Genomic DNA, 24,281 nt, shown 5'->3' with positions numbered 1-24,281 from the left:
GTTTGCGAAAGATTAATGGGACTCCATAAATTGACCGAAATGTCTTCCTTGGCTTAGGAAGCGGATGCCGATTCATGGCCTGAGTGCTCCGCTTTCCTCCCAAGGACGTCTCCGAACAGGAACATCCCAAGTGAGAGCGCCAGGCATACCGCCGAGAAAATGCCGATCGATGAATAACCGCCGAACTGGACATAGAGTAGGCCTGCTATCCACGCGCCAAGTGTGTTAGCGCTGTTCATCGTCGAGTTGGCCAGACTGGAAATCGTTCCTCGGATGGAGGCGTTCAGTGAAGTGAGCGCCCCCATGACCATCGGGAAGATAATCCCAAGGGTCGCAAAAATGATCAGATAAATGATTGTCACAAAACGGAGGTTCGTAAGATGAGGCATAACCGTGTATAGGACCATGAGCATCAACATTCCTACTACGATCGCGTTCGTGTTGCCTAGCCTTCGAGTCACATTAGAGCTAATTATACTTCCCAGCAAAGTACCAAACCCGAGGAACATCATCACGGTACCGATTTGTCCAATTGGAAGCTCGAAACGATCGGCCATCCACTTGCCAATGAAAGCAAATGCGGTACCGCTGCCTAAGTGAAGTAGCAGGTAGGCAATGAAGCCGCTCCGTGCTTTGCCGCTCATGATCAGAGGGACATATCGGCGAAGGATTGACGTCCGCTCGTACGTACTAGGCTTCATGTCGGGCAACGAGTAGAAGGCGACGGCGATGAGCAGCAGCGAAGTGATTCCAATCGTCCAGAAAGGAACAGACCAATGAGCGACTGCGAGCCAGCTTCCGATTGGCACGCCAAGAGCCTGTGAAGCAGCTAAACCTGCGAAGGCGATTCCCATTGTTTTCGACACTCTGGACGCTGGCATGATGACGGGAATGGATGCCCATACCTGCGGTGCCGTGAACGCTGCACTGACGCCGGCAAGGAAGCGGAATAGGCACATTGTCCAGAAGCTGTCCGCGAAGCCACACAAGATCGTTGAGACGGAGAATCCGAGCAGGCCGCTCAGCAGTACGGTTCTACGGTTCCAGCCGTCGGACAGCGGCCCGGCGATTAAGGCGAATAAGGCCGAGCCTAGCGTATAGGCGCCAAGCATCCACCCGGCGATTCCAGTCGATACGCCGAATTGCTTCTGAAGTGTCGGGAGCAAGGGTGAGATGAGGAACGTATCGGTTCCGATCATAAACATGATTAAAAAGAACAGGGCGGTATATCTGCGCATAGTCGATCACTCCTAATGGTTTAGTATTGCTTACAATTTCTATGTTAAAGCATAATAGTGACAAATTCTGTCACAAACTCATTTATTCATAAAAAAAGAAGCATCAGTAAGTCCAAGTTCAAAACGCTGCTTCAGACATTGAATCTGTCGTTAATTTACAATAAGTAATCCCTTTAATTTGGAACAGCAATGAAAAAGGCCATGATTTTTCTACAAATTGTAGAGAATCATGGCTTTTCATGTTTTCTATTTGACTTGGCCAATCGATAGGCTTACTTTGTAGTTGCCATACTTCAAGAGTTCATCAAGAAAAGTATTCAGTTCTATCGGGGTGCTGACGCGTACTCGCATCCAGTAGCAGCCTTCACCGCTTACACGGTGTGTTTCAGAGATCATGTCGTTTTGTTGAACAAACGATTGAAAAGAATGATGTGCGGAGTTCGATTTCATGAAAACTGTAACAAAGGCGTGCACCACTTGACCCATTTTGGCCGGATTCCAGCGCAGTGTATACCCTTCAATGATACCGAGATCCTGCAGCTTTCGTACACGAGCGCCAACCGCTTGCCCAGTCAAATGAACAAGCTGGCCAATTGCCTTGTGGGACAGGGTAGCATCCTTAATCAAATAATTTAAGATGTGAAGATCGACTTCGTCGATTGTTTGGTTGCTCAACATTGGGGAATCCTTTCAATGTGAAAATGAAAGCCGATTTTTCGTTTCACCATGATGTATATACGTCTTCCAGCTTATTCTATAATTATAACAAAACCACAAAATAAAAATATAAGAGGTGTATGAAAATGAAGCTTCAATTGATCCGCCATGCGACGCTATGGCTGCAATATGCAGGAGTGTCTTTCTTAATTGATCCGATGTTTAGTGATGCAAAGGTGAACCCACCGATCGTCAATTCGACGAACGATAGACGTAATCCTCTCGTTCCATTGCCTTTTGCAATTCTTGATAGACTTCAACCGGACGTAGTTCTAGTGACGCATTTACACCGAGATCATTGGGATGATGCGGCGGCAGCTGCGCTTTTGAAATCAACACCTATTCTATGCCAGCCGGATGATGATACAACGATCGCTTCCTCTGGTTTCACTTCGGTGACAACGATCAAAGAAACCTTAATGTTCAAAGGTGTGACGATCATCCGAACATGCGGGCAGCATGGTACAGGTGATATCGGAAAGAAAATGGGGCGTGTATCTGGCTATGTTCTCAATGCGGAAGGCCAGCCGACGCTGTACATCGCGGGGGACACGATATGGTGCGACGATGTAAAGCAGGCGCTAGACGCTCATCGGCCTGATATGACTGTCGTTAATGCTGGCGGCGCGCAGTTCGCGGTAGGTGGCCCGATTACGATGGATGCGGACGATGTGGTAAGTTTATGCCAATACGCGCCGTATACGAAGGTAGTCGCTGTGCATATGGATTCGATAAACCATTGTCTTGTCACAAGAGCGGATTTATACAGTCGGATGGCGGTCGAAGGACTGCTTGATCAAGTCGCGATCCCAGGGGATGGTGATTGGATATGACATCATCGATCTCCCACAACTAAGGGTCTTGAAACAGTACGGAACGATAGTACAGGAGCTGCTGTGTAGCGGCTCCTATTTTCATTTTCGTTGAAGTATTATTTTCAATAAAAAAAAACGTTTACAAGGGAACGTACGTACGTTATAGTTTTTTATATGGATAAAAATTCCATGAAATTGCAATAAAGTGCGTATCAACCCCACACCAAAAAGGAGAATGACTATTTATGATTATCGAAACTAAAATCATCGAAAAACCTGCCTTCAGCGTTGTAGGAATTACCGATATGATTCATTTTGATATGTCTGTGCCACCGTCCGAGAACGCAATTGCAAAGCTGTGGGGTGAATTCAGTAAGCGCATTCCAGAAGTTCCTAGTCAGCTCGGCTGGAGAAGCTACGGACTCATGCTGCAAAATCCAGACAACAAACCCGGCGATCCGTTCAATTATACGGCTTCTGTACAAATCTCTCAGGACGTCGATATTCCCGCGGGCATGACGCGCATCGAAGTACCAGCTGCGCGCTATATCGTGTTGACGCATCGGGGTCCTCTTGACGGTATCGGTGATGCTTTTGGGCATTTTTGGGGACATTGGCTTCCGAACAGTCCTTACGAATACGACGGTGGTACCCGAACTGGTAAATATGAATTTGAGTTTTATGATCAACGTTATACGCAGTCGGATGATCCAAACGCTGAGATAGACTTGTATTTCCCTATTCGCACGAAATAAATTTTGACAGGCATCTAAGTTCCTAAAATACTCCAACCATGTATTTTCAGCGAGGGTCAGGGCAGTTAAAGCCCTGCTCTTTTTCTTTTTACAAACCAACTTTAGAAGAAAATATTATAAAATTCGTTGAGGAAACAGATTTTTATATACCTGAAAGTTACAAAGATTTTCTAATGCTGAATGATGGTGCTAACCTCTTCAATGATATTTCTGAGTACGCTAATGGTGTTAAAGAAGGGATATAGCATCTTGATGTTGAAAAGGGTTAAAACAAATATATGGGTATTGGAGAGGTAATTTGAAGATAGATAAAGTATTTGAATATGATATAAATAATGAATTAGCAGCAAATATACAAGAACTATTAATCGCCAGTTTTCCAGAAGTTTATCCTAAAAATAGAATTTATTTTAAGCAATTACCGCATTTTAGATTTCTAGCTTTTAACCAAGAAAATCAACTCATAGGGCATGTTGGATTAGATTACAGGGTGATGAATCTAAATGGGAAACCTATGAGAATACTGGGTGTAATTGATTTATGTGTTTCACAAAACTCTCGCTCTCAGGGAGTAGCTTCAAGACTACTTGTAGAAATTGATAAGTTTTCTGTGGGAAGAAATATTGATTTTATACTTTTATTTGCAGATAACATGTCCTTGTATTTGAGAAATGGTTATAAATTAGTAAAGAACAAATGTAAATGGTTAAAAATTGATAATGAAACTCAGATTACAAATGGCATAGGGTTTGAGGTAATGGATGAATTAATGATTAAGGAAGTAGCTAAGATCAATTGGAGCGAGGGAGATCTAGATTTATTAGGCTATCTTTATTGATCTTATGAAGAACTAGGAAGGTTGCGATAAATTGATTTTAGCTATTATTTTTGGCAGAATGAGGAGTTGTGAAAAATGAGTACTTTAACGAAAGCAATACTAATAGCCGCGAAAGCTCATGATGGTCAAACAGATAAAGGTGGAAATCCATACATTTTACATCCTGCAAGATTAGCAACTAAAGCCAGCAGCGAAGAAGAATCCATTGTTGCAATTTTACATGATGTTGTGGAAGATTCAGATACTACGCTATTTGATTTAAAGAATGCAGGATTTAGTGCAGATATTTTAGAAGCTCTAGATTGCCTTACAAAAAGAGCAGATGAATCATATGAAGGCTTTATCAAAAGAATCAAACTAAACCCCCTAGCGAGGAAAGTGAAGCTTCTAGATCTAGAGGATAACAGTGATATTGGTCGAATTCCTAACCCAACAGATAAAGACTATGCAAGGATTGATAAGTACAAGAAGGCAATTGCAGAATTGAAATTCTAGCATAGTAATAACGTAAATACAGCATGAGAGGATTGCAGATGTTATGAGTGATACAGTTAATCTTACTATTGGAGGCTCCTATGTTTTTGCTCCAGACAATCCAAGAAAGACGAAGAATCGTGGTAGGAAATGCACGATCCTTTCTTTCGAGTTGAGCAATGAGTATGAACTAGATGTTAGGGTTGTATATCATGATACGAATAGAGAAGCACTATTAAAAGTAAGTGATTTAAAGACAATAACTGAATGAAACTAGCGGGAACAAAAGCTCAATAAATAACAGGAAACGGCTGCCGACCTAACGGATCGGTTGCCGTTTTGTCTCTTAATTAGCGGGAATTTGAATTGGCCAAATAGAATACGAATCTAATTATTATTTGGATAAGGAGCGGATATTATGTTAAAAGCTTGTTGGAAAAACTTCCTCTACATTCTTGATCATAAACTGAATGTGTTTATTGAATGTTGGAAAGAAGGCTTATATGTTCAAGGGATAACGCATGATTTATCGAAGTTTACACCTAAAGAGTTCTTTCCTTATGCTAAGAAAAAGGAGGATAAAGAGATGGAGATGGTGACCGCCAAGATCACCGAAATAAAAGAAAAGCCACTGCTGAAGCCTATAGGAGGTTATGGAAATATAGGCTGTTAGATGTTCTACTGCTGCCCGCTGCTGCATGGGTTCTCATTTTTGATTATCTCCCGCTGTATGGCATTAGCATTGCGTTTATAGATTACAACGCTATTAGGGATTCTCCGGCATTTGCCTAACAATGGCATATGTCCAATCAAGCACTCTGTACCGAACATATATTTATACCGTAGTGAAAAACCACTGAAGGGAATGAGTAGACATGGGAGCAGTTGGTTATGGTGCAGGTTGTGGTGAAGGTTATGGGATGGGCCGTAACGTAGCATTTATTTTGGTTCTTTTTATTCTTTTAGTCATCATCACATCAGCTTTTGTAATTTAATTTTCCTTCATCCAACAGAAAAATCGAGAATAACAAAAACGGCTCTATCGCGAAATAGATGCGAACAGGGGCCGTTTTTTTATTTCCTCCGCGGTTACCTCCCAATATCATACGTCCAAGCAAGCACTCTATACCGAACATATATTTATACCGTAGTGAAAATCATTTGAGGGGAATGAGTAAACATGGGAGCAGTAGGTTATGGTGAAGGTTATGGTATGGGTCGCAACGTAGCATTTATTTTGGTTCTTTTTATTCTTTTGGTTATCATCACATCCGCTTTTGTAATTTAATATTCCTAAATCCAGCACAATGATAATCAAGACAAACGGCCCTATCGCGTAATAGCGAACACGGGCCGTTTTTTCACGTTGTTTTTATGGTAAATGAAGGTTCCTCTTATTTCATTTATACGATATGTCCAAATGATGTTAGTTTAATTCCGTTGGAATATTTGCTGCGTTCGCCGGTTCCCGATGCCCAGGCATGTGTCCATAATGGTGGCCATGTGCATGATAGTATCCTTGCATATACCCGTGATGATACCCATCGTGATATCCATGGTGGTACATGTGATGATGCATTGGGTGGTGGGTCCCATGATGGTGTGGATGCATGTGGTGTTGATGATGATAAGGATTTACATATGCCATTAATAATCTCCTCCCAATCTCAGTAATAATAACAACGTATGTGTGAGAGAGGACTGGGGATGCTTGCCTAATCAAAATGGGCTAATACACGGGCACTAGCGTTTGAGCTTTTCCTCCGCGATTGCCTCCCCATGGCATACGTCCAATCAAGCTATATGTACTGAGCGTATATTTATTATGTAGTGAAATATCACCAGAGGGGAGAGAATAAGAATGAGTGGAGTAGGTTACGGTTATGGCCAAAACGTAGCATTTATCTTAGTTCTTTTTATTCTTTTGGTAATCATCACATCAGCTTTTGCAATTTAAGCCAACAAACACAAAAAATATCAAGCATACAAAAACGGTCCTATCGCAAAATAGCGAAGAAGGGCCGTTTTTCTAGTTGTTCTTATATGTTAAAATAAGGTAAATTAATTTCATAAAAAATGGAAGAGGAGTTGATTTACCATGACTAAAATATATGGCTGTCCAGTAGAAGTGACATTAGATGTTCTGGGTGGAAAGTGGAAGACGGTCATCCTGCGGTATTTATCCAAGCAGACTTTACGCTACAACCAGCTTCATCAGCGAATGCCGAATATCACTCAGCGAATACTGACCCTTCAATTGAAGGAACTGGAGGAGGATGGCTTGATCCAGAGGATTGTATTTGACGAGCGGATTAAAAGAGTTGAATATTCCCTCACCGAGTATGGCAAGAGTGTTGGGCCGATTCTTGAGCTTATGTGCGAATGGGGCAAACAACGTATGCGCGAGTTCGACCTGCAAGTGATGGCTTTGGGGACGTCAGGCGAATAAAACACAACCATGGCAACGTTCTACGAACAAAAATGTGCCGTATTGTTTGCTGAGGTTCCACCCTGTATAATTCTGGATGTGGATTGCATCCATGAAAAAAAATTATGAAGGCGGGATATCACATGGTAGTGGAAATCATTCGGTATGACATAGCGCCAGAATCAGCTCAGCAATTCATAACGGCATATACAGAGGCTGGGACGTATTTAGACCGCTCTACGCATTGTTTGTCATATGAGGTCATAAAGGGCATTGAAGAAGCTAACCATTTCATTGTCAGAATCGAATGGGACTCGATGGAGGGACATCTGCAAGGATTTCGGACAAGCTCAGATTTTCAACATTTCTTTTCATTGGTTAAACCCTTTTTCAATGCAATCTTAGAGATGAAGCATTATAGCGTTATTGCTAACTCCTGATGACCAAGACCAGGCTTGAGGCTCTTAGTGACGGCGTCATAGCAATCGTGATGACCATTTTAATTCTTGAATTTAAAGTCCCCAAGATCGAATCAGCCGAAGGAGATTGGGCGCTCGTTAAGGATTTTATTCATAATCTTCCGGTTGTTCTCAGTTATATTATCAGTTTTTTGGTTTTAATTGTTTGGTGGATGTCTCATCATCAATTATTTCATGAAGTTAAACACATTGATCGCAAAACGATCTTACTGAACGGCATATTTCTGATGTTTATTGCTTTCATTCCTTTCCCAACAGCGCTAATGGGTGAATACCCTGGCCTCCATTTTCCTTCTATTTTGTATGGTGTAATCGGCTTGTTCTGCGGAGCGAGTTATTATTGTCTGTATCACCATATACTGAGAAAGAGTACCGATCATCCGTTCACGTCTAATCAGGAAGCGCTCTCATTCAAGAATACTTGGCTGCATTTACTCGTGTATATTGTCGCAATAGGTATCGCCTTTATCTCCCCGTATATTTCGATTGCCGTATATGCGGCAGTTCCCATCTATTTTATTTTTAAGAAAAATGGATAATGCCTCTAAACTAACGTTGAGCCATAGTTGTATAAAAAAAGGTCAGTTTGCTCATGCAGACAGACCTTTTTTGTTTTTTCGATAAGGATACGCAGATTTATACTGTCACCTAGAGAAGCCCAAAGCCCACACTTTCTCAAAAACCGTGGCATATCATGATTTTAATTTGTAGGAGATCTTGTTGCGAAACTGTAATTATAATAAGAGGTGAAATAATTGCAAAAGAGGACAATGACCCAAGGTAAGGCCAAAAAACCGATAAGTAAAAAACCTAACTCAATTCAATCTCGGGGTGATATATGGGATATACCAACACTAAGGCATTTACTGCAAAGGAAACCTAAAATCATATTTAAAGGTAAAAGTCGGTTTCAAAATATTGTCCTAGTAGAAGCGAAAGATGTACGGATGTATTTGGATAAGCAACTGCAATTCAGTTCACTGGATGAACGCTTTTATCACGAAGCACTTGTTCATCCGGCAATGACGATGTCCCCCAGTCGACGTCATGTATTAATATTAGGTGGGGGCGATGGATTCGCAGTACGAGAAGTTCTTAAGTATAAGGATGTAAAAAAGGTTGATCTGGTTGAGCTGGATCCCAAAATAATCAAACTAGCCAAAAGTAAGCCGCTATCTACTTTAAATCAACGTTCATTATTTAATAAACGCGTGAAGGTTCATCAAAAGGATGCAAGACTATTTTTCCCTACTTCAAAGTCCTATAATGTGATTATCGTCGATTTTCCCGATCCATCAGACAAAGTAATTAGTAAGCTGTACACAAAAGAATTTTTCCAAAGCATAGTAAAATCGCTTGCTCCTGGCGGTATGATCGTCATCCAATCCAATTCGACAGAAGATATGCCACGTGTATATTGGAGCATTCATCATACGTTGAAAAGTGTAGGATTGAATACGAAAAGCTACTATGTTTATGTCCCTTCTTTTGGAGACTGGGGCTTCCAAATTGCTTCGTTTAAAAATTTTATACCAGGCAGAAAAAAAGTATCGGTCCCTAACCAAACACTCCCCAAAAACCTTTCAACGTTGTTCAAATTGCCAAAAGAAGTTCTTGAAGAAAAAAAATATGCCTTACAAAATAGCTTGAAAAATTTGAGGTTATTCAAATATTACCATTCTGATCAACGAGAGGCTGTAATGGGATAAGAAAGAGGGCTATAGATAGCCCTCTTTTTTCTTTTCAACTTGAGCACATTCTTACTTCAATTTTATAAAGAATTCATCCTCTTTTATTTTTATGGGCAGATCCAGGCATGTGTTTTCAGTAGATTCAATGGTCCATCCTGCCACCTTTGTTCCACAAATCACTGCTTCTTTTAAAGAAAGCCCCCTTACCAATCCCATGACTGTACCTGAAAAGAAAGCATCTCCAGCTCCGCTTGAATCAACAAGTTTGACGGGAAAGACAGGTTGGTACCCAACTTCTTTGGTTTGAGGATTATAATAGACAGCCCCTTTTTCTCCTAAAGTAACGATCATAGAGCCCATTCCTGTCCGATCAACAAATTGAATAAGAGACTCTAGTTTTTGAGCGGTAGTTAAATTCGTAAAATTCAGCTCGAAAAATAGATCTGCTTCATAATTGTTGCATATAAAACAATCTAAATGATCTAATAGCTCTCTATGATTTAAAATCACGTCTAAGTTGCCGGGAACCCCGTAGATCGGTTTCTTTTCTTCTGCAGCTAGCTGAATGACGCTATGCGCAATTTGGAAATTAAGATCCAATTCAAGCGCAACGTGCGTGGATTGCCGAATCATTTCTTTCCCTTTGTTTGAAATCAACTCTTGTAGGAGAGTAAGATCCGGCATTTGAGAAATGGAGCCGGCTAGATCGCCTTTTTCGTCCAAGATCGCCAGCCACATGCCCATTCCCAGTTGCTTTGACTCGAAAAGACCATCGGTATTGACGTTTGACTTGTGAAGTCTCTCTACGACTTCTCTCCCAATGGCAGTGGTATCAATGGAGGAAGCAAAATATGTCGCTACATCGAGATTTGCTAGATTTTCAGCTACATTTCTTCCTACACCGCCGTGTACAAACTGAATGTTACCCAGATTTCTAGTGAATGGATGATAATTTTTCCAGGCAAATCCTTTGCAGTCTATGAAAATCGTTCCTATTACTAGAACAGAAGGAGGCAGATTCATATTTTCAACCCCTTATACCATTATGGTGTGTGTTACTACTATATGTATATTCGCAATCTTCTAAATGCGTAATGTGCATTCTACCAACAGTTATATATTTAGGCATGATTATAGCTACTCATCCATACATTTTGGTTTCTATTACATAGAATATAGTAACTTTTAATAGAAAAGGGGTGAGAGAATGAAGAAAGGTTCAGATCCTCCTAAGCTAAGGACTTTACCGGAGATGGTTCAAGAGCAAACGACCATTATTGTGGAATTAGATCCTCCGAGAGATCTGGATTACTCTCCTTTTTTAGAGGGCGCCATAGCGTTAAAAGAGGCTGGAGCAGACGCGGTAACTATGGCAGATAACTCGCTCGCGATGACTCGTATCAGCAATGTGGCGATGGGGACACTCGTGAAAGAACAGGTTGGAATTCGGCCTCTCCTCCACGTGACTTGCCGAGACAGGAATTTGATTGCTCAACAGTCTCATATGATGGGACTCTACGCCTTGGGCATTGACCATGTGCTAACGGTAACAGGTGACCCTCCGCGCTATGGCGATCTTCCGAATGCTACTTCGGTATACGATACGACTTCAATAGAAATGATTCGCCTGATTAAAAAGCTAAACGAGGGGATCTCATTCTCAGGTCGTCCCCTTAAAACATGTGCGGGATTCACCGTTGGGACAGCCTTCAATCCCAATACACGGCATTTAGACAAAGCAGTTGAGAGATTGGAGAAAAAGATTGCAGCAGGTGCGGATTATGCCATGAGTCAGCCTCTTTTCTGTCATCAACAAATCGCACAGGTCGCACGAGTTACTGCGCAGCTATCTATTCCTATCTTTATTGGGATCATGCCTTTAACCAGCTATCGGAATGCTGAATTTCTCCATCATCATGTCCCGGGCATACGACTTTCAGATGATGTACTTGCGAGGATGGCTCGCTACCAAGGTGAAGATGCAAGAAAACAAGGAATGGAAATTGCAATGGAACTGGTGGATACCGTTTCCCGTTATTTTAAAGGTATTTATCTGATTACTCCGTTTATGCGGTATGAAATGACGGCAGAATTGACGAGGTATGTGAAGAGTAAGGACCAAGATGGGGGGATTGCTAGATGTCAACCGTCGTTGTTGTAGGAGCGCAGTGGGGGGATGAAGGTAAAGGGAAAATCACCGATTATTTAGCGGAAAAAGCGAGTGTTGTCGCTCGTTATCAAGGCGGCAATAATGCCGGTCATACCATCGTGTTTGCGGGAAATAAATATAAACTGCATTTGATTCCTTCCGGAATTTTTTATAAGGATAAAATTTGTGTGATTGGAAACGGAGTGGTCATTGATCCAAGGGCGCTTGTTCAAGAGATTGAGTATCTTCAAAGTCACAAGGTGAGTACGGATAACTTACGGATCAGCAATCGGGCACATGTCATTTTACCGTATCATCTTAAGTTGGATTCTGTAGAAGAAGATGCGAAAGGTTCGAATAAAATTGGTACAACGCGGAGAGGAATTGGACCTGCGTATACGGATAAATTTGCTCGTGTGGGCATTCGAATAGCGGATCTACTGGATCCAGGGGAATTTGAACGTAAGTTGAGGCGTAATCTGAAGGAAAAAAATCGGTTGCTTGACAAAGTCTACGTGGCAGAAGGTTTTGCTATAGAAGATCTTTTAGATGAATATTTGGCAATAGCAGAAATCCTTCGCCCCTATGTGACTGATACGTCAGTTTTGCTTAACGATGCGATAGACGCTGGAAAAAGAGTTTTGTTTGAAGGTGCCCAGGGAGTCATGTTAGACATCGATCATGGAACCTATCCATTCGTCACCTCTTCCAATCCGATAGCAGGAGGGGTCTGTATTGGCGCAGGTGTCGGACCAACTAAGATTCAGCAAGTGATCGGAGTAGCCAAGGCTTATACGACAAGAGTAGGAGACGGTCCATTTCCCACTGAATTAAGGAATGAAATTGGAGACCACATTCGTGAGATTGGTCATGAATATGGTACAACCACAGGTCGTCCAAGACGTGTGGGATGGTTTGACAGTGTTGTGGTTCGCCATGCTCGCCGTGTGAGTGGAGTAACAGGACTTTCTCTTCACTCGATCGATGTTTTGACTGGCATTACTAGTTTGAAAATTTGTACGGCATATCAGTATAAAGACGAAGTCATGGAATCATTCCCGGCTAATCTTAACATCTTAGCTGGGTGCGAACCGATTTATGAAGAGCTCCCCGGCTGGTCAGAGGACATTACAGGCGTCAAGTCAATGGAAGATCTTCCTGCCAACGCGCGCCATTTCATAGAGAGAATCAGTGTGTTATCGGGGATTCCAGTTTCTATTTTTTCTGTTGGACCAGACCGTGATCAAACGATAGTAATGAACCAAGTATTTCTACCATAAAGGGGAGGATAATCGTGATTTATAAAAAAGCGCAGATTATATCGAATAGTAAAATCAATATGTCAAAAGTAAGAGTTGCGTCCCTTCGGGATTATATCTCAGAGGATGATGAGCCAGACGGGAAGTATCGTGTTTTGCGCAAAATGAAGTCGCGCTTTCAGCGAATAGCGGTGGTCAAGCAAGCCAATGGCAAAGTGCTGATCTATGGGGATGGCTACGTGATGTTCGGCACGACAGAGGATGACAACATGTGGGCTGAATCGATGGTCCATATACCAATGGCCGTGGCCAAGCAGAAGCAGAACATTCTGATGATCGGTGGAGGCGGAGGCATTACAACGCGTGAAGTACTTCGTTATCGAGACGTAAAAGCGATTACAGTCGTTGATATTGATTCCATCATGATGGAATTAGGCAAGAATTTGAAGCCGCTGGTGAAGTTCAATAGAGGGTCTTTGAAGAATCCTAAGGTACGAACCGTCATTCAGGACGGCAGGGCGTTCGTGGAGAAGAACCAGAAGAAGTGGGATGTCATCATCATCGACGTTCCAGAACCTAGCTATAAGTCTCTTGCACTCGGCCGTCTCTACAGCAAAGAGTTTTACAGTCTCCTGAAAAAGCGCCTGGCACCAGGGGGAGCCATTACCATAGCGTGCTCCTTGATGTCAGAGATGCCAGAATTCGTCTGGAGTATAATGGCAACGCTCAAAGCAGCCGGTTTTTATGTATTGCCCTATCATTTTGATGTCATGAAGAGATATGGGGAGGATTGGGGCTTCTGCGTAGCGGCAACTAGACCGATATCAGGCTTGAAGATTTCGCTTTCAACTCGTTACTTGACTTCAGCAAGATTGAAGAATATGTTCCACATCTCTCGCAAGTATTTACGAAAGTGGGGACAGAGAAAAATCCAGACAGATAGCAACCGAGTGCTGGCTAGCATCCATGAACGACATTGACAACAGTTCTATCCCCGGAAATCAAGTCCCTGCTGTAATTTGCTATCTTTTTTTGCAAATTAAAGCGGGGATGTTCTTTATCTGAGATGAAAGGAAGATTAACGATGCAAAAACCATCGATTCAAGAACAAATGCAAAAGAAGATTTTGATCCTAGATGGCGCTATGGGGACTATGATTCAGCAGGCGAATCTGACTGCCGATGATTTTGGCGGGGAAGAACTAGATGGCTGTAATGAGCTGCTCGTCCTAACGCGCCCGGATATTATACTGAACATTCATGAAGCCTACTTGGCCGCTGGTTCCGATATGATTGAAACGAACACCTTCGGTGCGACAACAGTTGTACTAGCAGAATATGGTTTGCAAGATAAATCGCGTGACATTAATGTTGCTGCTGCGAAGTTGGCTATTCAAGCTGCTGAGAAATATTCAACACCGGATTGGCCGCGTTACGTGGCAGGAGCTATGGGGCCTACGACTAAGACGCTCTCTGTCACAGGAGGAGTGACATTCCAACAATTGGAAGAAAGCTATTTTGATCAGGCGGCAGCTTTGATCGAGTGCGGCGTGGATGTGCTGTTAATCGAGACGTCACAGGATACACTCAACGTGAAAGCTGCCAGCATTGGCGTACGAAGAGCCTGCGAACAGCTCGGTGTACAGCTTCCTATAATGATCTCAGGAACGATCGAACCCATGGGTACCACGTTGGCAGGTCAAAATATCGAATCGTTCTACATTTCGCTGGAGCATTTAAAACCGATCTCCATTGGTCTGAACTGTGCGACCGGCCCGGAATTTATGCGTGACCATATTCGCACGCTATCACAAATCGCCGATTCGGCCATCAGTTGTTACCCGAATGCCGGTTTGCCCGATGAGAACGGGCATTATCATGAATCGCCAGAGTCACTGGCTAAGAAGATGGCCGGCTTCGCCGAAATGGGCTGGCTTAACATTGCCGGAGGTTGTTGTGGAACGACGCCTGCTCATATTCGCGCCCTAGCGGATACGTTGAGTCAATACTCGCCGCGCCAGAATTACGGCATTCATCCCGCTGCAGTGTCAGGGATCGAGACTGTTTATATAGAGGAACAGAATCGTCCGATCATGGTCGGAGAGAGGACGAACATTTCCGGTTCCCGAAAGTTCAAACGATTAATCAAAGAAGGAAAGTTCGAGGAAGGCTCGGAAATCGCCAGGGTACAAGTGAAGAATGGTGCGCACGTCATTGATATCAATTTGCAGGATACAGATATCGATGAGGCTTATGCAATGGAGTATTTTTTACAGGAAGTGGTAAAGAAAGTAAAAGCACCGCTTATGATCGACTCCACCTATGATCACATCATTGAGCTTGGTTTGAAATATTCGCAAGGAAAAGCGATCATCAACTCGATTAATCTGGAGGATAGCGAAACCAAGTTCGCTGCTATCGTGCCTTTGATTCATAAATACGGGGCAGCCGTCGTCATGATCCTCATTGATGAACGAGGTCAAGCCATATCCAGACATGCTAAGATCGAGGTCGCGGAGCGGGCCTATGACTTGTTGACGCATAAATATGGGTTGAAACCGTGTGATATTATTTTTGACCCGAACATGTTCCCCGTGGGTTCTGGTGATCCGCAGTATCTCGGATCCGCTGTTGAAACGATCGAAGGAATTAAACTGATTAAAGCTAAATACCCAGCTTGTAAAACGATTCTTGGTCTTAGCAATATTTCCTTCGGTCTTCCTGATGCAGGCAGGGAGGTGTTGAACTCTGTTTACTTATACCATTGCACCAAGGCTGGACTCGACTACGCCATCGTGAATACCGAGAAACTGGAGCGTTATGCTTCGATTCCGGAGGAAGAGCGCCGACTTGCTGAGAATCTAATCTATCATACGAACGACGAGACGTTAGCTGAGTTTGTCGCACATTTCCGGGTGAAAAAGGTAGAGAAGAAAGAAAAAATGTCGAATCTCTCACTGGAAGAACGCCTCGGCTCCTATATAATCGAAGGGACGAAGGAAGGACTCCTTCCCGACCTGGAAGAAGCGCTAAAGGTATATACACCACTTGAAGTCATCAACGGCCCGTTGATGAAAGGAATGGCGGAAGTGGGGCGCTTGTTTAACAACAATGAGCTCATTGTCGCTGAAGTTCTGCAGAGTGCGGAAGTCATGAAGGCATCCGTATCCTACCTGGAACCTTACATGGAGAAGGAAGAGTCTGCAGTTAAGGGTAAAATTATTCTTGCCACGGTGAAAGGCGACGTTCACGATATCGGTAAGAATCTCGTGGAGATCATCCTCACCAACAATGGATACCAAATTGTGAACCTTGGCATTAAGGTTCCGCCGGAGCAGATCATTGAAGCTTATCGCCAAGAACAGCCCGATGCCATCGGTTTATCCGGCCTGCTCGTGAAATCTGCGCAGCAAATGGTCATTACCGCTCAGGATTTGCGGGGCGCAGGTATTGATGTACCTTTACTGGTAGGAGGCGCTGCGCTGACCCGCAAATTCACGAAGACCCGCATTGCTCCGGAATATGAAGGGTTGGTCTTGTATGCCAAGGATGCGATGGACGGTCTGGACATTGCTAACCGGTTGAGCGATCCTGAGCAGCGGAAGCGGCTCATTCAAGAGTTGAGAGAGAGCAAGGAATCGGATGTCATGGAAGCCGGCAAGAAGGAAGAACATCTGCCGAAGTTGACGCGTGTTCATGAATCTTCCATTTCGAAGGATGTTCCGGTTCAAGTGCCACCGGATGTAATGCGGCACATTTTGCGTGATTATCCGATCGGCCATATTATGCCTTATGTGAACATGCAGATGCTGCTTGGCCATCATCTAGGCTTGAAAGGCAAAGTAGAGAAGCTCTTGGAAGAGAAGGATGCCAAAGCCTTAGAGTTGAAAGACACAGTGGATTCAATTCTGATTGATGCCCAGAAAAAAGGGATTATTCAAGCTCATGGGATGTATCGCTTTTTCCCTGCACAATCTAACGGCAACGATGTCATTGTCTATGATCCGGAGGACCCAAGTAAAGAACTGCACACATTTACCTTTCCAAGGCAGGAAACGGAGCCTTACTATTGCTTGGCCGATTACTTGAAATCAGTGGAAAGCGGCCAAATGGACTATGTGGGCTTCCTGCTCGTCACTTCTGGACATGGGATCAACGAGCTTGCCAAGGCGTGGCGGGAAAAAGGGGATTACCTCAAGTCGCATGCGCTGCAGGCTACTGCACTTGAGGTTGCCGAAGGCTTCGCAGAGCGAATTCATCATATCATGCGTGATGTCTGGGGAATTGCTGATAACCCTCAGATGACGATGCAGGAGCGATTTGGAGCGAAATATATCGGTCAGCGTTTCTCCTTCGGTTATCCTGCTTGTCCGAATCTGGAGGATCAGGAGGCGCTCTTCGTACTGCTGAAGCCGGAGGATATCGGTGTAGAACTGACGGAGTCGTTCATGATGGAGCCGGAGGCCGCGGTATCGGCAATTGTCTTTGCGCATCCCGAAGCACGTTACTTTAATGTCGAGAAGGTGTAGCCAACCCGCTTCTGCAATCGATTACGAACGTGGGCAGCATGTTATTCGACAACGTGACATATTCGGATAATTAGTCAAACCATATAACCCCAAGAACCTCTTTCCTTGAGAGGTTCTTGGGGCTATATTTTTATAAGGGAACGATATAATCGTGAATAGGACATTTCATACCGATGAGGATGTGGGGATGAGCATAGCTGTAATAATGTGAAAGCTTTAAAATGGGTCATCTTATTGGATTAAGGTTAGCATCTGATAGACTTGTCGTTGATCTCCTTTCAGACGGACATTGCGGCACTGCAATTGGGAGGAACCATCTCCGTCCAAATAGATGCCGTCTACCAGCTTTCGATCACTAAAACTATCGAGTATGGCTGCTCGAAACTCTTCAATCGTACAGTACGAAGGTGTTACTATCATATAAATATTCTCTTGACTATCATAAACAACTGCCGTTCGCATATGACCTTCGTTATAGGCTGGCATTTGCTCTAAAATCATATCGCTCTCCCAGCCAAAGCTATCGTTCAGCTTCATGCTGACACCACCCTGTGCCCAATAACGCTGCTTATCTGTTACGGTCAGCTCACCGGCATGCGTGACTACTTGAATCGAGAAGTGTTTAGTGACGTCATCCCAAACAAGTGTTCCACGCTTTAAGTTAGTGTCAATGCCAGTGTTGTACCAACCAGATCCGTAATCGCCAGGCATTCCTTTCAAAGGTTGGTCATTGATAACAGCGATGCTAAGCAGTGCTCCTTCCCAGAAAAAGCCCCCATTAATACCGTAATAAGGAGTTTTCGTTACATTCCTATCAATCGCTTGCAGTCGAACATTATCCGGAGTAGTCCGAATTGTATGCAATACGACACCATTGGAAGCCTTATGTTTTTCATAGAGATAATTACGGGGTTTCGCAAAATCCCTTTGATTATATCCAATTAACGAGACAAGCAATACGGTTATAATAAAAATAAGAAATACATGAAAACGATTAAATCTAGAAGGTAAGAATTTCGATAATGTTGAATAGGTCACAAGTACACTCCTTGTCGATGCGATATGTAAGTTTAGGATAAGCTATTCTATAAATCCCTCTAATTTCCTTTATTTCCTTTTCATTGCTATTAATTTATGATTAATAAACAGAGTGACCACTATATATGATAAGATGCCAGATCTGATCATGGGTGCTTAAAATATGCAATTGACACATCGAAACGGCAGTGAGAATTATTTTGAAAGGCAGGTTGACCTAATTGAAAAATGGGAAAAGGGAATATGGGTATTTTATATGACAAAGTGGAGGGAGAATCTCTGTAAGATTCATGGAATATTTAAAAAATCGTTTCATCAAGGAGATAGAATAAATGGAAATACGAAAGTTAAATACAGACGAACAACCTCCATTGGAATTACTTTTATTAGCGGACCCTTCTCAGAAACTTGTTGAAGAATATATCAAAAGAGGTCAATGCTATGTTGCTGAAGTGGATGATAGCATAATAGGTGTCTATGTTCTACTAAGAACAAGGCCTGAGACAGTTGAGTTAGTTAATGTAGCCGTTGATGAAAACTATCAAGGCAAAGGGATAGGAAAACAGTTGGTAAACCATGCAATTCAAAATGCAAAATTGCTCGGTTTTAAAACGATTGAAATTGGCACTGGAAACTCAGGAGTAGGACAACTTGCTCTGTATCAGAAATGTGGGTTCAGAATAATTGGAGTTGATAGAGACTTCTTTATAAGACATTACAGTGAAAAAATATTTGAAAATGGGATTCAAGTTATGGATATGATACGTCTATCACAAGATTTATAAATGAAAGAATTTTTCAACCGAGAGACGGAGAACACTGAAGGAGCTTGCTCACATCGCGGCAGCTCCTTTTTTTATTCATTCATGTATGGGGGAAGGCATCTGTTAGAGTCTAACGAATTCCGATCTGTTCTTCGCTTACCATCCATAATCGTTTTGTGGTTTCCAGGTTCTGAGCGGGATCAGACGGAATTGTTGTTTGCATGTCGGTGTAGTAATAACCATTATGACCAGTCATTTCGTCCGAGTCGGCTAACCACACCAAAGTTTCGGCACCTTTCTCCGGACTGCGAGAGAACATTTTCATCACGGCCATAGTCATACGGGCTAAAAGACCGTTGTTCTGATTGAAGTTCGTAGAAACTAGACCAGGATCAAAGCAGTAGGCGCTGACTCCGGTCCCCTCTAGCCGCCTAGCCAATTCAGCGGTGAACTGGATATTGGCGAGCTTGGTCTCTGCGTAGCGAAATGTAGGACCACCAATAAAATTTTGGGGAAAGCTATAAAGGTGTTCCGCAGTGAGATCATCAAAGTTGATGCCCTTCTTGGCCATCTTGTGACCATGGGATGCAGTTGTAATAACACGGGCATGCTCGCTTTCCTTCATACGATCAAGGAGAAGCGTAGTCAGAAGGAAAGGCGCCAAATGGTTTACAGCCCAAGTCATCTCCATACCATCGTCGGTTAATTGCCTCGTTTCGAACAAGGCGCCGGCATTATTGACCAGAACGTCCACTCTCGGGCATTTGGCCAAAATATCAGCCGCTACTCGACGGATAGACTTTTGTGAAGCCATATCAGCCAAGAATACGTCCACAGTGGTTCTCCCACCGGTTGATGCCTTGATTTGAGCCGCTACTTCATTTGCTTTAACTTGATTACGAGCTACGATTCCTAAGTTTGCCCCCCGAGCTGCGAGCTCTTTGGCCGCGGCCAACCCAATACCGCTTGTTGCCCCAGTAATCACTACATATTTGCCTTGTACTGTCCACTTACTATTCGTAATCATTCTCATCATATATATTCCACCTCTCGATTAATGAATGAACCGTTCATTTATTAATATCTTAATTTATGCTCTGAGTATTGTCAATAGAGAATCAACCAGCTATCGGAAAAAGTTTGCTCAATATTCAGCTAAAAGGCAGCCGATCAGCAGCGACGATGGCGAACTTCAAAAAAGATTGACAGAATCCGGCTTTACGAATATATTCCGATTTTATTCTGCTGGACTTTTTGCGGGATGGATTTGCCATGCGGAATGATTTATCGCAGATGAGCGGTTGATGGGATAAAAGCTTGCCTTTTAGAAATATTAGAGTTATTATCGATTCGTAAAGTCGTTAATGGAGGTGCTAAATGAAATATTCTCAGGCGACCGACTATGCGCTTCATGCAATGCTTTATCTGGTAACGTCTGCTCCTGATAAGCCTGTTGGCGTGCAATTGCTTGCTGAAAAATTGGGCGTTTCGCAGACTTATCTGTCCAAGATGATGACCAAGCTTGTCAAGGCCGGATTGATTCAGTCCACGCCCGGTGCAAACGGTGGATACCGCCTCAGACGGAAGCAGGAAGATATCTCCTTTCTCGATATCATCCATGCGATCGAAGGGACCGCTTCCTTGTTCGAATGCAGCCTGAATCACGGAAGTGAATGTCTGATCCAGCAGGTTGTGATCGACGCCGAACGTCAGATGGAACAGTATCTGGAAAATAAAAAAATAGCGGATTTGTCGAAATTAATCAAGACGGAGTAAGGATCCGTCTTTTTTTTAATTGGTACGAAATCGCTGATACGGAAAGTGAGGGCATATCAACAATCGAAACGGCAGTGATGTCGTTTTTTATTTATATCTGTATAATAGAAATAAATTGAATTGATTGCGAAGAAAGAGGTTGTGGAATGTCTTCAGAAAACCCAAAAATCAATATACTCGGAGACTTTTTGAAATCCCGCCGGGAACGGATCAAGCCGTCTCATGTCAGCACTGTCGGTCGCTTTGGAACAAGAAGAACGCCGGGATTACGCAGAGAAGAGGTTGCTCATCTTGCGGGTGTAAGCATCACCTGGTATACCTGGCTGGAACAAGGCAGGGCCGTCACCGCCTCAAGAGAAGTGCTCGAGAGCGTAGGCAAAGCTTTACAACTATCTTCAGAAGAACATCTTCATTTGCTCCGTTTGGCAAATTATAGCGGTGAGGGGGAACCTTACCCGAACGCTAAGGAAGTAGATCAAGGGCTTCAGAGCATTATCGACCAACTGAGCTATCCTGCGATCATCGCAAACAATCGAACTGAGGTGTTGGCCTACAATCAGATGGCTTCTGAAATCATTGCGGATTTCCATGCGATTCCCGCAGAGAATCGCGTGATGTCACGGTTGGTATTTACCGATCCAAACCTGCGAAAGCAGTTGGCAAACTGGAAGGAATTTGCTGAGTATACGATAGGGGTATTTCGTATGTATTTTGACCAAAAGGCCGGCGATCTTTGGTATGAAGATTTCGTGCGGGGGATGTGCGAGGAAAGCGAGGAGTTTCTAACGTTATGGCGGTTACATGATGTGCATATTAAGAAAGCTATACTTTATACGTTTGATCATCTCGTCGCAGGGAGATTAAACTTTCAATTAAACACCTTTTCTAATATTAACGGCAACGAAAACCTACACTGCTGTGTATTTACACCCATTGCAGGAACCGACACTGAGAAAAAATTAGTACATATTCGCAAATAAGCCTGTTAGTCTGGATACCTGTATAACTGCAAACAGGTTGCCTCCTTGGTCGTCGAATATAATAGACTTATTCTCAATCAAGGAGGTTTCACAAATTGAAAGCTATCATAATTGACCGACCAGAAGGACCTGCAAATTTGCAGTTGCGAGAGAAGCCGGATCTGCAACCGGCTCCCGGTATGCTGACCATTGACGTTGCTTATGCTGGAGTAGGATATTTCGAAGTGTTGCTTAGTCGTGGCGAATTCATTTCCGCTTTTCCGATGCCGCTTACTCCAGGTTTGGAAGTGTCGGGATATGTACGTGCCATCGGAGACGGAGTAGAGGGCTTCTACATTGGTCAACCTGTTGCCTCGATGACACTGCATGATCTTAACGGCTTTGCATCAATGGCAAATGTACGGCCAGATCTGACGGTTCCGTTAGATCAATTAGGAGCCGACCTCGACTTAGCGACAGCCGCAGCCTCCATTGTAAATCTGACAACCGCTTATTTGGCTATAAAAGATGTTTACCGAATGAAAACGGGTGACAACATCCTCGTTCATGCAGCTGTTGGCGGGCTAGGCAGTTTTCTGGGGCAAATGGCGAAACGTCTGGGAGCAGGCAAGGTACTCGGAACCGTCGGAAGCGCCGAGAAAGTAAAGTTGGCCGAATCCCTCGGATACGACGAATTATTTGTCCGTTCCGATTTTGTGGAGCAAACCCTACGAGCAACCGGACGAAAAGGTGTTCATGCCGTCTTTGATCCTGTCGGAGGGAATATGCGCAAACAAAGCTTAGAGGTGCTTCGTCCGTTAGGGCAACTGGTTGTAGTTGGAAACGCAAGCGGAGAAGAGGATGTTATACATTCTTATAATCAAATTTGGTTTTCCAACAAACAGTTTGCTGGTTTTACATTAGGCGGATACAGCGACAGTAATCCTGTGGAGACTGGAAAAGCGGCCCGAGAAGCGTTAGGCATGCTGGCAAGAAAAGAAATACATGCGGAGATTCAAGGCGTGTATCCTTTGGAAAATGCCGCAGAAGCACTTGCTCTTTTGGAAGAAAAGAACACGGTTGGAAAACTGGTTTTGCAAATATAAACCTGACCGCTGTCTCATTGAGAGGCGTGCTGGTCGAGAAAACTGGTCTAAATATTTAATCAGTTCAACCGGGAGAGCGCATCGCCGGAAGCGATGAAGTCAGGAGCTCGATCCCCGATATAAAAAAAATGAATGACGAAAATTCACCCTCAATCAAACTAATTGATTGGGGATGTTATTTTGCAAAAAAAATATATAAAATACAAAAAAAGCAGTTATTATGTAAACAATGGAGAGAAAAAGCCAAAAATGGATGCATTAATTAACACTTCTCAAAGGAGTCATACATATATTTTATAGTAGCTCTAATTGAGAGGGTTGATAGAGAAACGACTAGTAAAAGAGTTAGACTTCGGAAATACACTCAAAATATGCAAAACGTTATATTGGTAAGAAATGGTGGTTTTGAAAACGTTTCTACCTTTCCTTGGAACAAAACAGGCAATGTTGTACGTTCGTTTAGATTCCCTCGTAGTGGACGAGCACATGCACGATTTACTGTTCCGTCAGGTCAAACTGCAACTTTATTTCAAACGGTTGCTCCGCGTAGTCCAAACGTGAATGTCACATTTTTTGTGCAATCACCAAGTTCTACTGGATTACTCGAGGTTAGACTGAGAGGTAACCCAAGGCCCCAGCAGGTTTTCAGAGTCCCTCTCAGAATCATTCCCGCAAGTCGTTACCTGGAATTCACAGCTTTTTTTGGTAGTGAATTTTTTGGTGGTCCGGGATTGCCAACAAATCGTTCCTATGTTTTAGAGTTCCGGGTAATTGGCGGAGCAAGAGGTTCGATATTAAACCTCGATGATGTTGCCATGTTTCCTGTGTTTACCTAAGACGTTCTATAAAAAAAGCCTTCTACTGAATGAAGTGCACCTCTTAGTTTTCACATTGGATAAAAACCTGGTTATTCCGATGAAATTTTAGGGGGATATCCTCATACAAGCCGCGCTGTCGCGGCTTTTTATATTTATCGAAACTTTTATAGTTTCCCGACTGTTGGTAGATAAATCATTGAGAGAGGAGAGGGAACAACCGGAGGAGCCCATAGCACGGCACTTTGTTGTTTTCGAAGATGCTGCGATTCACGCCGTCCATGGAAAAAGGTTCAATACAACCATTATTACATTACTTGATTTTTGCGATATGGTAACCCAGCTTCCTAATTATTTGAAGGCAAGCGCAACAGAGGAATCGAAGCGGTGAGGCTTGTCGTAGATGGAGAGAGCAGTTCCTCTATCATATTCATGATTGCGAGTTCAAACGC

Annotated in this window: 25 protein-coding genes and 1 pseudogene; 20 read left to right on the top strand and 6 right to left on the bottom strand. The window is 43.2% G+C overall.

All coding sequences use genetic code 11. The features are described 5' to 3' along the window. Positions 1-53 precede the first annotated feature (53 nt). Both AC58U0_RS23060 and AC58U0_RS23055 read right to left on the bottom strand, forming a co-directional pair. Positions 54-1,238 (bottom strand): MFS transporter, encoded by a 1,185-nt coding sequence (locus tag AC58U0_RS23060; RefSeq protein WP_497381294.1) that lies wholly within the window; start codon positions 1,236-1,238, stop codon positions 54-56. A 246-nt stretch (positions 1,239-1,484) separates the two neighbouring features. Further along, positions 1,485-1,916: an Lrp/AsnC family transcriptional regulator gene (locus tag AC58U0_RS23055; RefSeq protein WP_497381293.1), complete on the bottom strand. Its 432-nt coding sequence runs from the start codon at positions 1,914-1,916 to the stop codon at positions 1,485-1,487. Between the two features lie 125 nt (positions 1,917-2,041). On the opposite strand from AC58U0_RS23055, the gene AC58U0_RS23050 reads away from it, so the two are divergent. From AC58U0_RS23050 to AC58U0_RS23020, 7 genes are all read left to right on the top strand, one after another. Further along, positions 2,042-2,788, top strand: coding sequence for an MBL fold metallo-hydrolase (locus AC58U0_RS23050; RefSeq protein ID WP_497381292.1), 747 nt, complete (start codon positions 2,042-2,044; stop codon positions 2,786-2,788). A 227-nt stretch (positions 2,789-3,015) separates the two neighbouring features. Next, the gene (locus AC58U0_RS23045) at positions 3,016-3,525 is read left to right on the top strand and encodes a GyrI-like domain-containing protein (protein ID WP_497381291.1); all 510 of its coding nucleotides are present in this window, start codon (positions 3,016-3,018) and stop codon (positions 3,523-3,525) included. Between the two features lie 298 nt (positions 3,526-3,823). Further along, on the top strand, positions 3,824-4,363 hold the full coding sequence (locus tag AC58U0_RS23040) for a GNAT family N-acetyltransferase (RefSeq protein ID WP_497381290.1): 540 nt from the start codon (positions 3,824-3,826) through the stop codon (positions 4,361-4,363). Between the two features lie 75 nt (positions 4,364-4,438). Continuing rightward, a complete protein-coding gene (locus tag AC58U0_RS23035) occupies positions 4,439-4,858 on the top strand; it encodes a GTP pyrophosphokinase (RefSeq protein ID WP_497381289.1) in 420 nt (139 codons plus the stop codon). 397 nt (positions 4,859-5,255) lie between these two features. Next, a complete protein-coding gene (locus tag AC58U0_RS23030) occupies positions 5,256-5,510 on the top strand; it encodes a DUF5662 family protein (RefSeq protein ID WP_497381288.1) in 255 nt (84 codons plus the stop codon). A 202-nt stretch (positions 5,511-5,712) separates the two neighbouring features. Then, entirely contained in the window at positions 5,713-5,832 is a 120-nt protein-coding gene (locus AC58U0_RS23025; protein WP_497381287.1) for a YjcZ family sporulation protein, read from the top strand. Between the two features lie 185 nt (positions 5,833-6,017). Then, entirely contained in the window at positions 6,018-6,125 is a 108-nt protein-coding gene (locus tag AC58U0_RS23020; RefSeq protein ID WP_497381286.1) for a YjcZ family sporulation protein, read from the top strand. A gap of 138 nt (positions 6,126-6,263) precedes the next feature. On the opposite strand, the gene AC58U0_RS23015 is transcribed toward AC58U0_RS23020, so the two are convergent. Further along, positions 6,264-6,485, bottom strand: a complete 222-nt coding sequence (locus AC58U0_RS23015) for a hypothetical protein (protein WP_497381285.1) — start codon at positions 6,483-6,485, stop codon at positions 6,264-6,266. A 213-nt stretch (positions 6,486-6,698) separates the two neighbouring features. Between AC58U0_RS23015 and AC58U0_RS23010 the strand changes: the two genes are divergently transcribed. The 5 genes from AC58U0_RS23010 to AC58U0_RS22990 all read left to right on the top strand — a co-directional run bounded on the left by AC58U0_RS23010 (position 6,699) and on the right by AC58U0_RS22990 (position 9,453). Then, entirely contained in the window at positions 6,699-6,794 is a 96-nt protein-coding gene (locus tag AC58U0_RS23010) for a YjcZ family sporulation protein (protein WP_497381284.1), read from the top strand. A 141-nt stretch (positions 6,795-6,935) separates the two neighbouring features. Continuing rightward, complete coding sequence (locus tag AC58U0_RS23005) at positions 6,936-7,286, top strand: winged helix-turn-helix transcriptional regulator (protein WP_497381283.1); 351 nt, start codon at positions 6,936-6,938, stop codon at positions 7,284-7,286. Positions 7,287-7,408: 122 nt separating this feature from the next. Beyond that, positions 7,409-7,705: an antibiotic biosynthesis monooxygenase family protein gene (locus tag AC58U0_RS23000; RefSeq protein WP_497381282.1), complete on the top strand. Its 297-nt coding sequence runs from the start codon at positions 7,409-7,411 to the stop codon at positions 7,703-7,705. Next, on the top strand, positions 7,705-8,283 hold the full coding sequence (locus AC58U0_RS22995) for a TMEM175 family protein (RefSeq protein ID WP_497381281.1): 579 nt from the start codon (positions 7,705-7,707) through the stop codon (positions 8,281-8,283). Before AC58U0_RS23000 ends, AC58U0_RS22995 begins: the two co-directional genes overlap by 1 nt. A 216-nt stretch (positions 8,284-8,499) precedes the next feature. Continuing rightward, positions 8,500-9,453, top strand: a complete 954-nt coding sequence (locus AC58U0_RS22990) for a fused MFS/spermidine synthase (protein WP_497381280.1) — start codon at positions 8,500-8,502, stop codon at positions 9,451-9,453. 51 nt (positions 9,454-9,504) lie between these two features. On the opposite strand, the gene AC58U0_RS22985 is transcribed toward AC58U0_RS22990, so the two are convergent. Next, positions 9,505-10,458, bottom strand: a complete 954-nt coding sequence (locus tag AC58U0_RS22985; RefSeq protein ID WP_497381279.1) for a carbohydrate kinase family protein — start codon at positions 10,456-10,458, stop codon at positions 9,505-9,507. A 202-nt stretch (positions 10,459-10,660) separates the two neighbouring features. Between AC58U0_RS22985 and AC58U0_RS22980 the strand changes: the two are divergent. From AC58U0_RS22980 to metH, 4 genes and pseudogenes are all read left to right on the top strand, one after another. Beyond that, positions 10,661-11,596, top strand: a pseudogene (locus tag AC58U0_RS22980) (methylenetetrahydrofolate reductase); the annotation flags it as partial. Next, positions 11,575-12,864, top strand: a complete 1,290-nt coding sequence (locus AC58U0_RS22975; RefSeq protein WP_497381278.1) for an adenylosuccinate synthase — start codon at positions 11,575-11,577, stop codon at positions 12,862-12,864. The pseudogene AC58U0_RS22980 and the gene AC58U0_RS22975, both read left to right, overlap by 22 nt. Positions 12,865-12,878: 14 nt before the next feature. Further along, a complete protein-coding gene (locus AC58U0_RS22970; protein ID WP_497381277.1) occupies positions 12,879-13,823 on the top strand; it encodes a spermidine synthase in 945 nt (314 codons plus the stop codon). A 104-nt stretch (positions 13,824-13,927) separates the two neighbouring features. Continuing rightward, on the top strand, positions 13,928-17,371 hold the full coding sequence (gene metH / locus AC58U0_RS22965) for a methionine synthase (protein WP_497381276.1): 3,444 nt from the start codon (positions 13,928-13,930) through the stop codon (positions 17,369-17,371). 231 nt (positions 17,372-17,602) lie between these two features. Here metH and AC58U0_RS22960 read toward each other — a convergent pair whose 3' ends face one another. After that, positions 17,603-18,409 (bottom strand): hypothetical protein, encoded by an 807-nt coding sequence (locus tag AC58U0_RS22960; protein WP_497381275.1) that lies wholly within the window; start codon positions 18,407-18,409, stop codon positions 17,603-17,605. Positions 18,410-18,741: 332 nt separating this feature from the next. Between AC58U0_RS22960 and AC58U0_RS22955 the strand changes: the two genes are divergently transcribed. Next, a complete protein-coding gene (locus tag AC58U0_RS22955; RefSeq protein ID WP_497381274.1) occupies positions 18,742-19,194 on the top strand; it encodes a GNAT family N-acetyltransferase in 453 nt (150 codons plus the stop codon). Between the two features lie 109 nt (positions 19,195-19,303). On the opposite strand, the gene AC58U0_RS22950 is transcribed toward AC58U0_RS22955, so the two are convergent. Continuing rightward, positions 19,304-20,209, bottom strand: coding sequence for an SDR family oxidoreductase (locus AC58U0_RS22950; RefSeq protein ID WP_497381273.1), 906 nt, complete (start codon positions 20,207-20,209; stop codon positions 19,304-19,306). Between the two features lie 341 nt (positions 20,210-20,550). Between AC58U0_RS22950 and AC58U0_RS22945 the strand changes: the two genes are divergently transcribed. From AC58U0_RS22945 to AC58U0_RS22935, 3 genes are all read left to right on the top strand, one after another. Next, positions 20,551-20,949 carry an RrF2 family transcriptional regulator gene (locus tag AC58U0_RS22945; RefSeq protein ID WP_497381272.1) on the top strand — a complete coding sequence of 133 codons (399 nt, stop codon included), beginning with the start codon at positions 20,551-20,553 and terminating at the stop codon, positions 20,947-20,949. A gap of 146 nt (positions 20,950-21,095) precedes the next feature. Further along, positions 21,096-21,929 carry a helix-turn-helix transcriptional regulator gene (locus AC58U0_RS22940; protein ID WP_497381271.1) on the top strand — a complete coding sequence of 278 codons (834 nt, stop codon included), beginning with the start codon at positions 21,096-21,098 and terminating at the stop codon, positions 21,927-21,929. Positions 21,930-22,024: 95 nt separating this feature from the next. Further along, positions 22,025-23,014, top strand: coding sequence for a quinone oxidoreductase family protein (locus AC58U0_RS22935; RefSeq protein ID WP_497381270.1), 990 nt, complete (start codon positions 22,025-22,027; stop codon positions 23,012-23,014). The last annotated feature ends 1,267 nt before the right edge of the window (positions 23,015-24,281 follow it).

Source organism: Paenibacillus sp. J31P190 (assembly GCF_059692075.1).
This window is presented reverse-complemented; position numbering and strand designations above follow the sequence as displayed.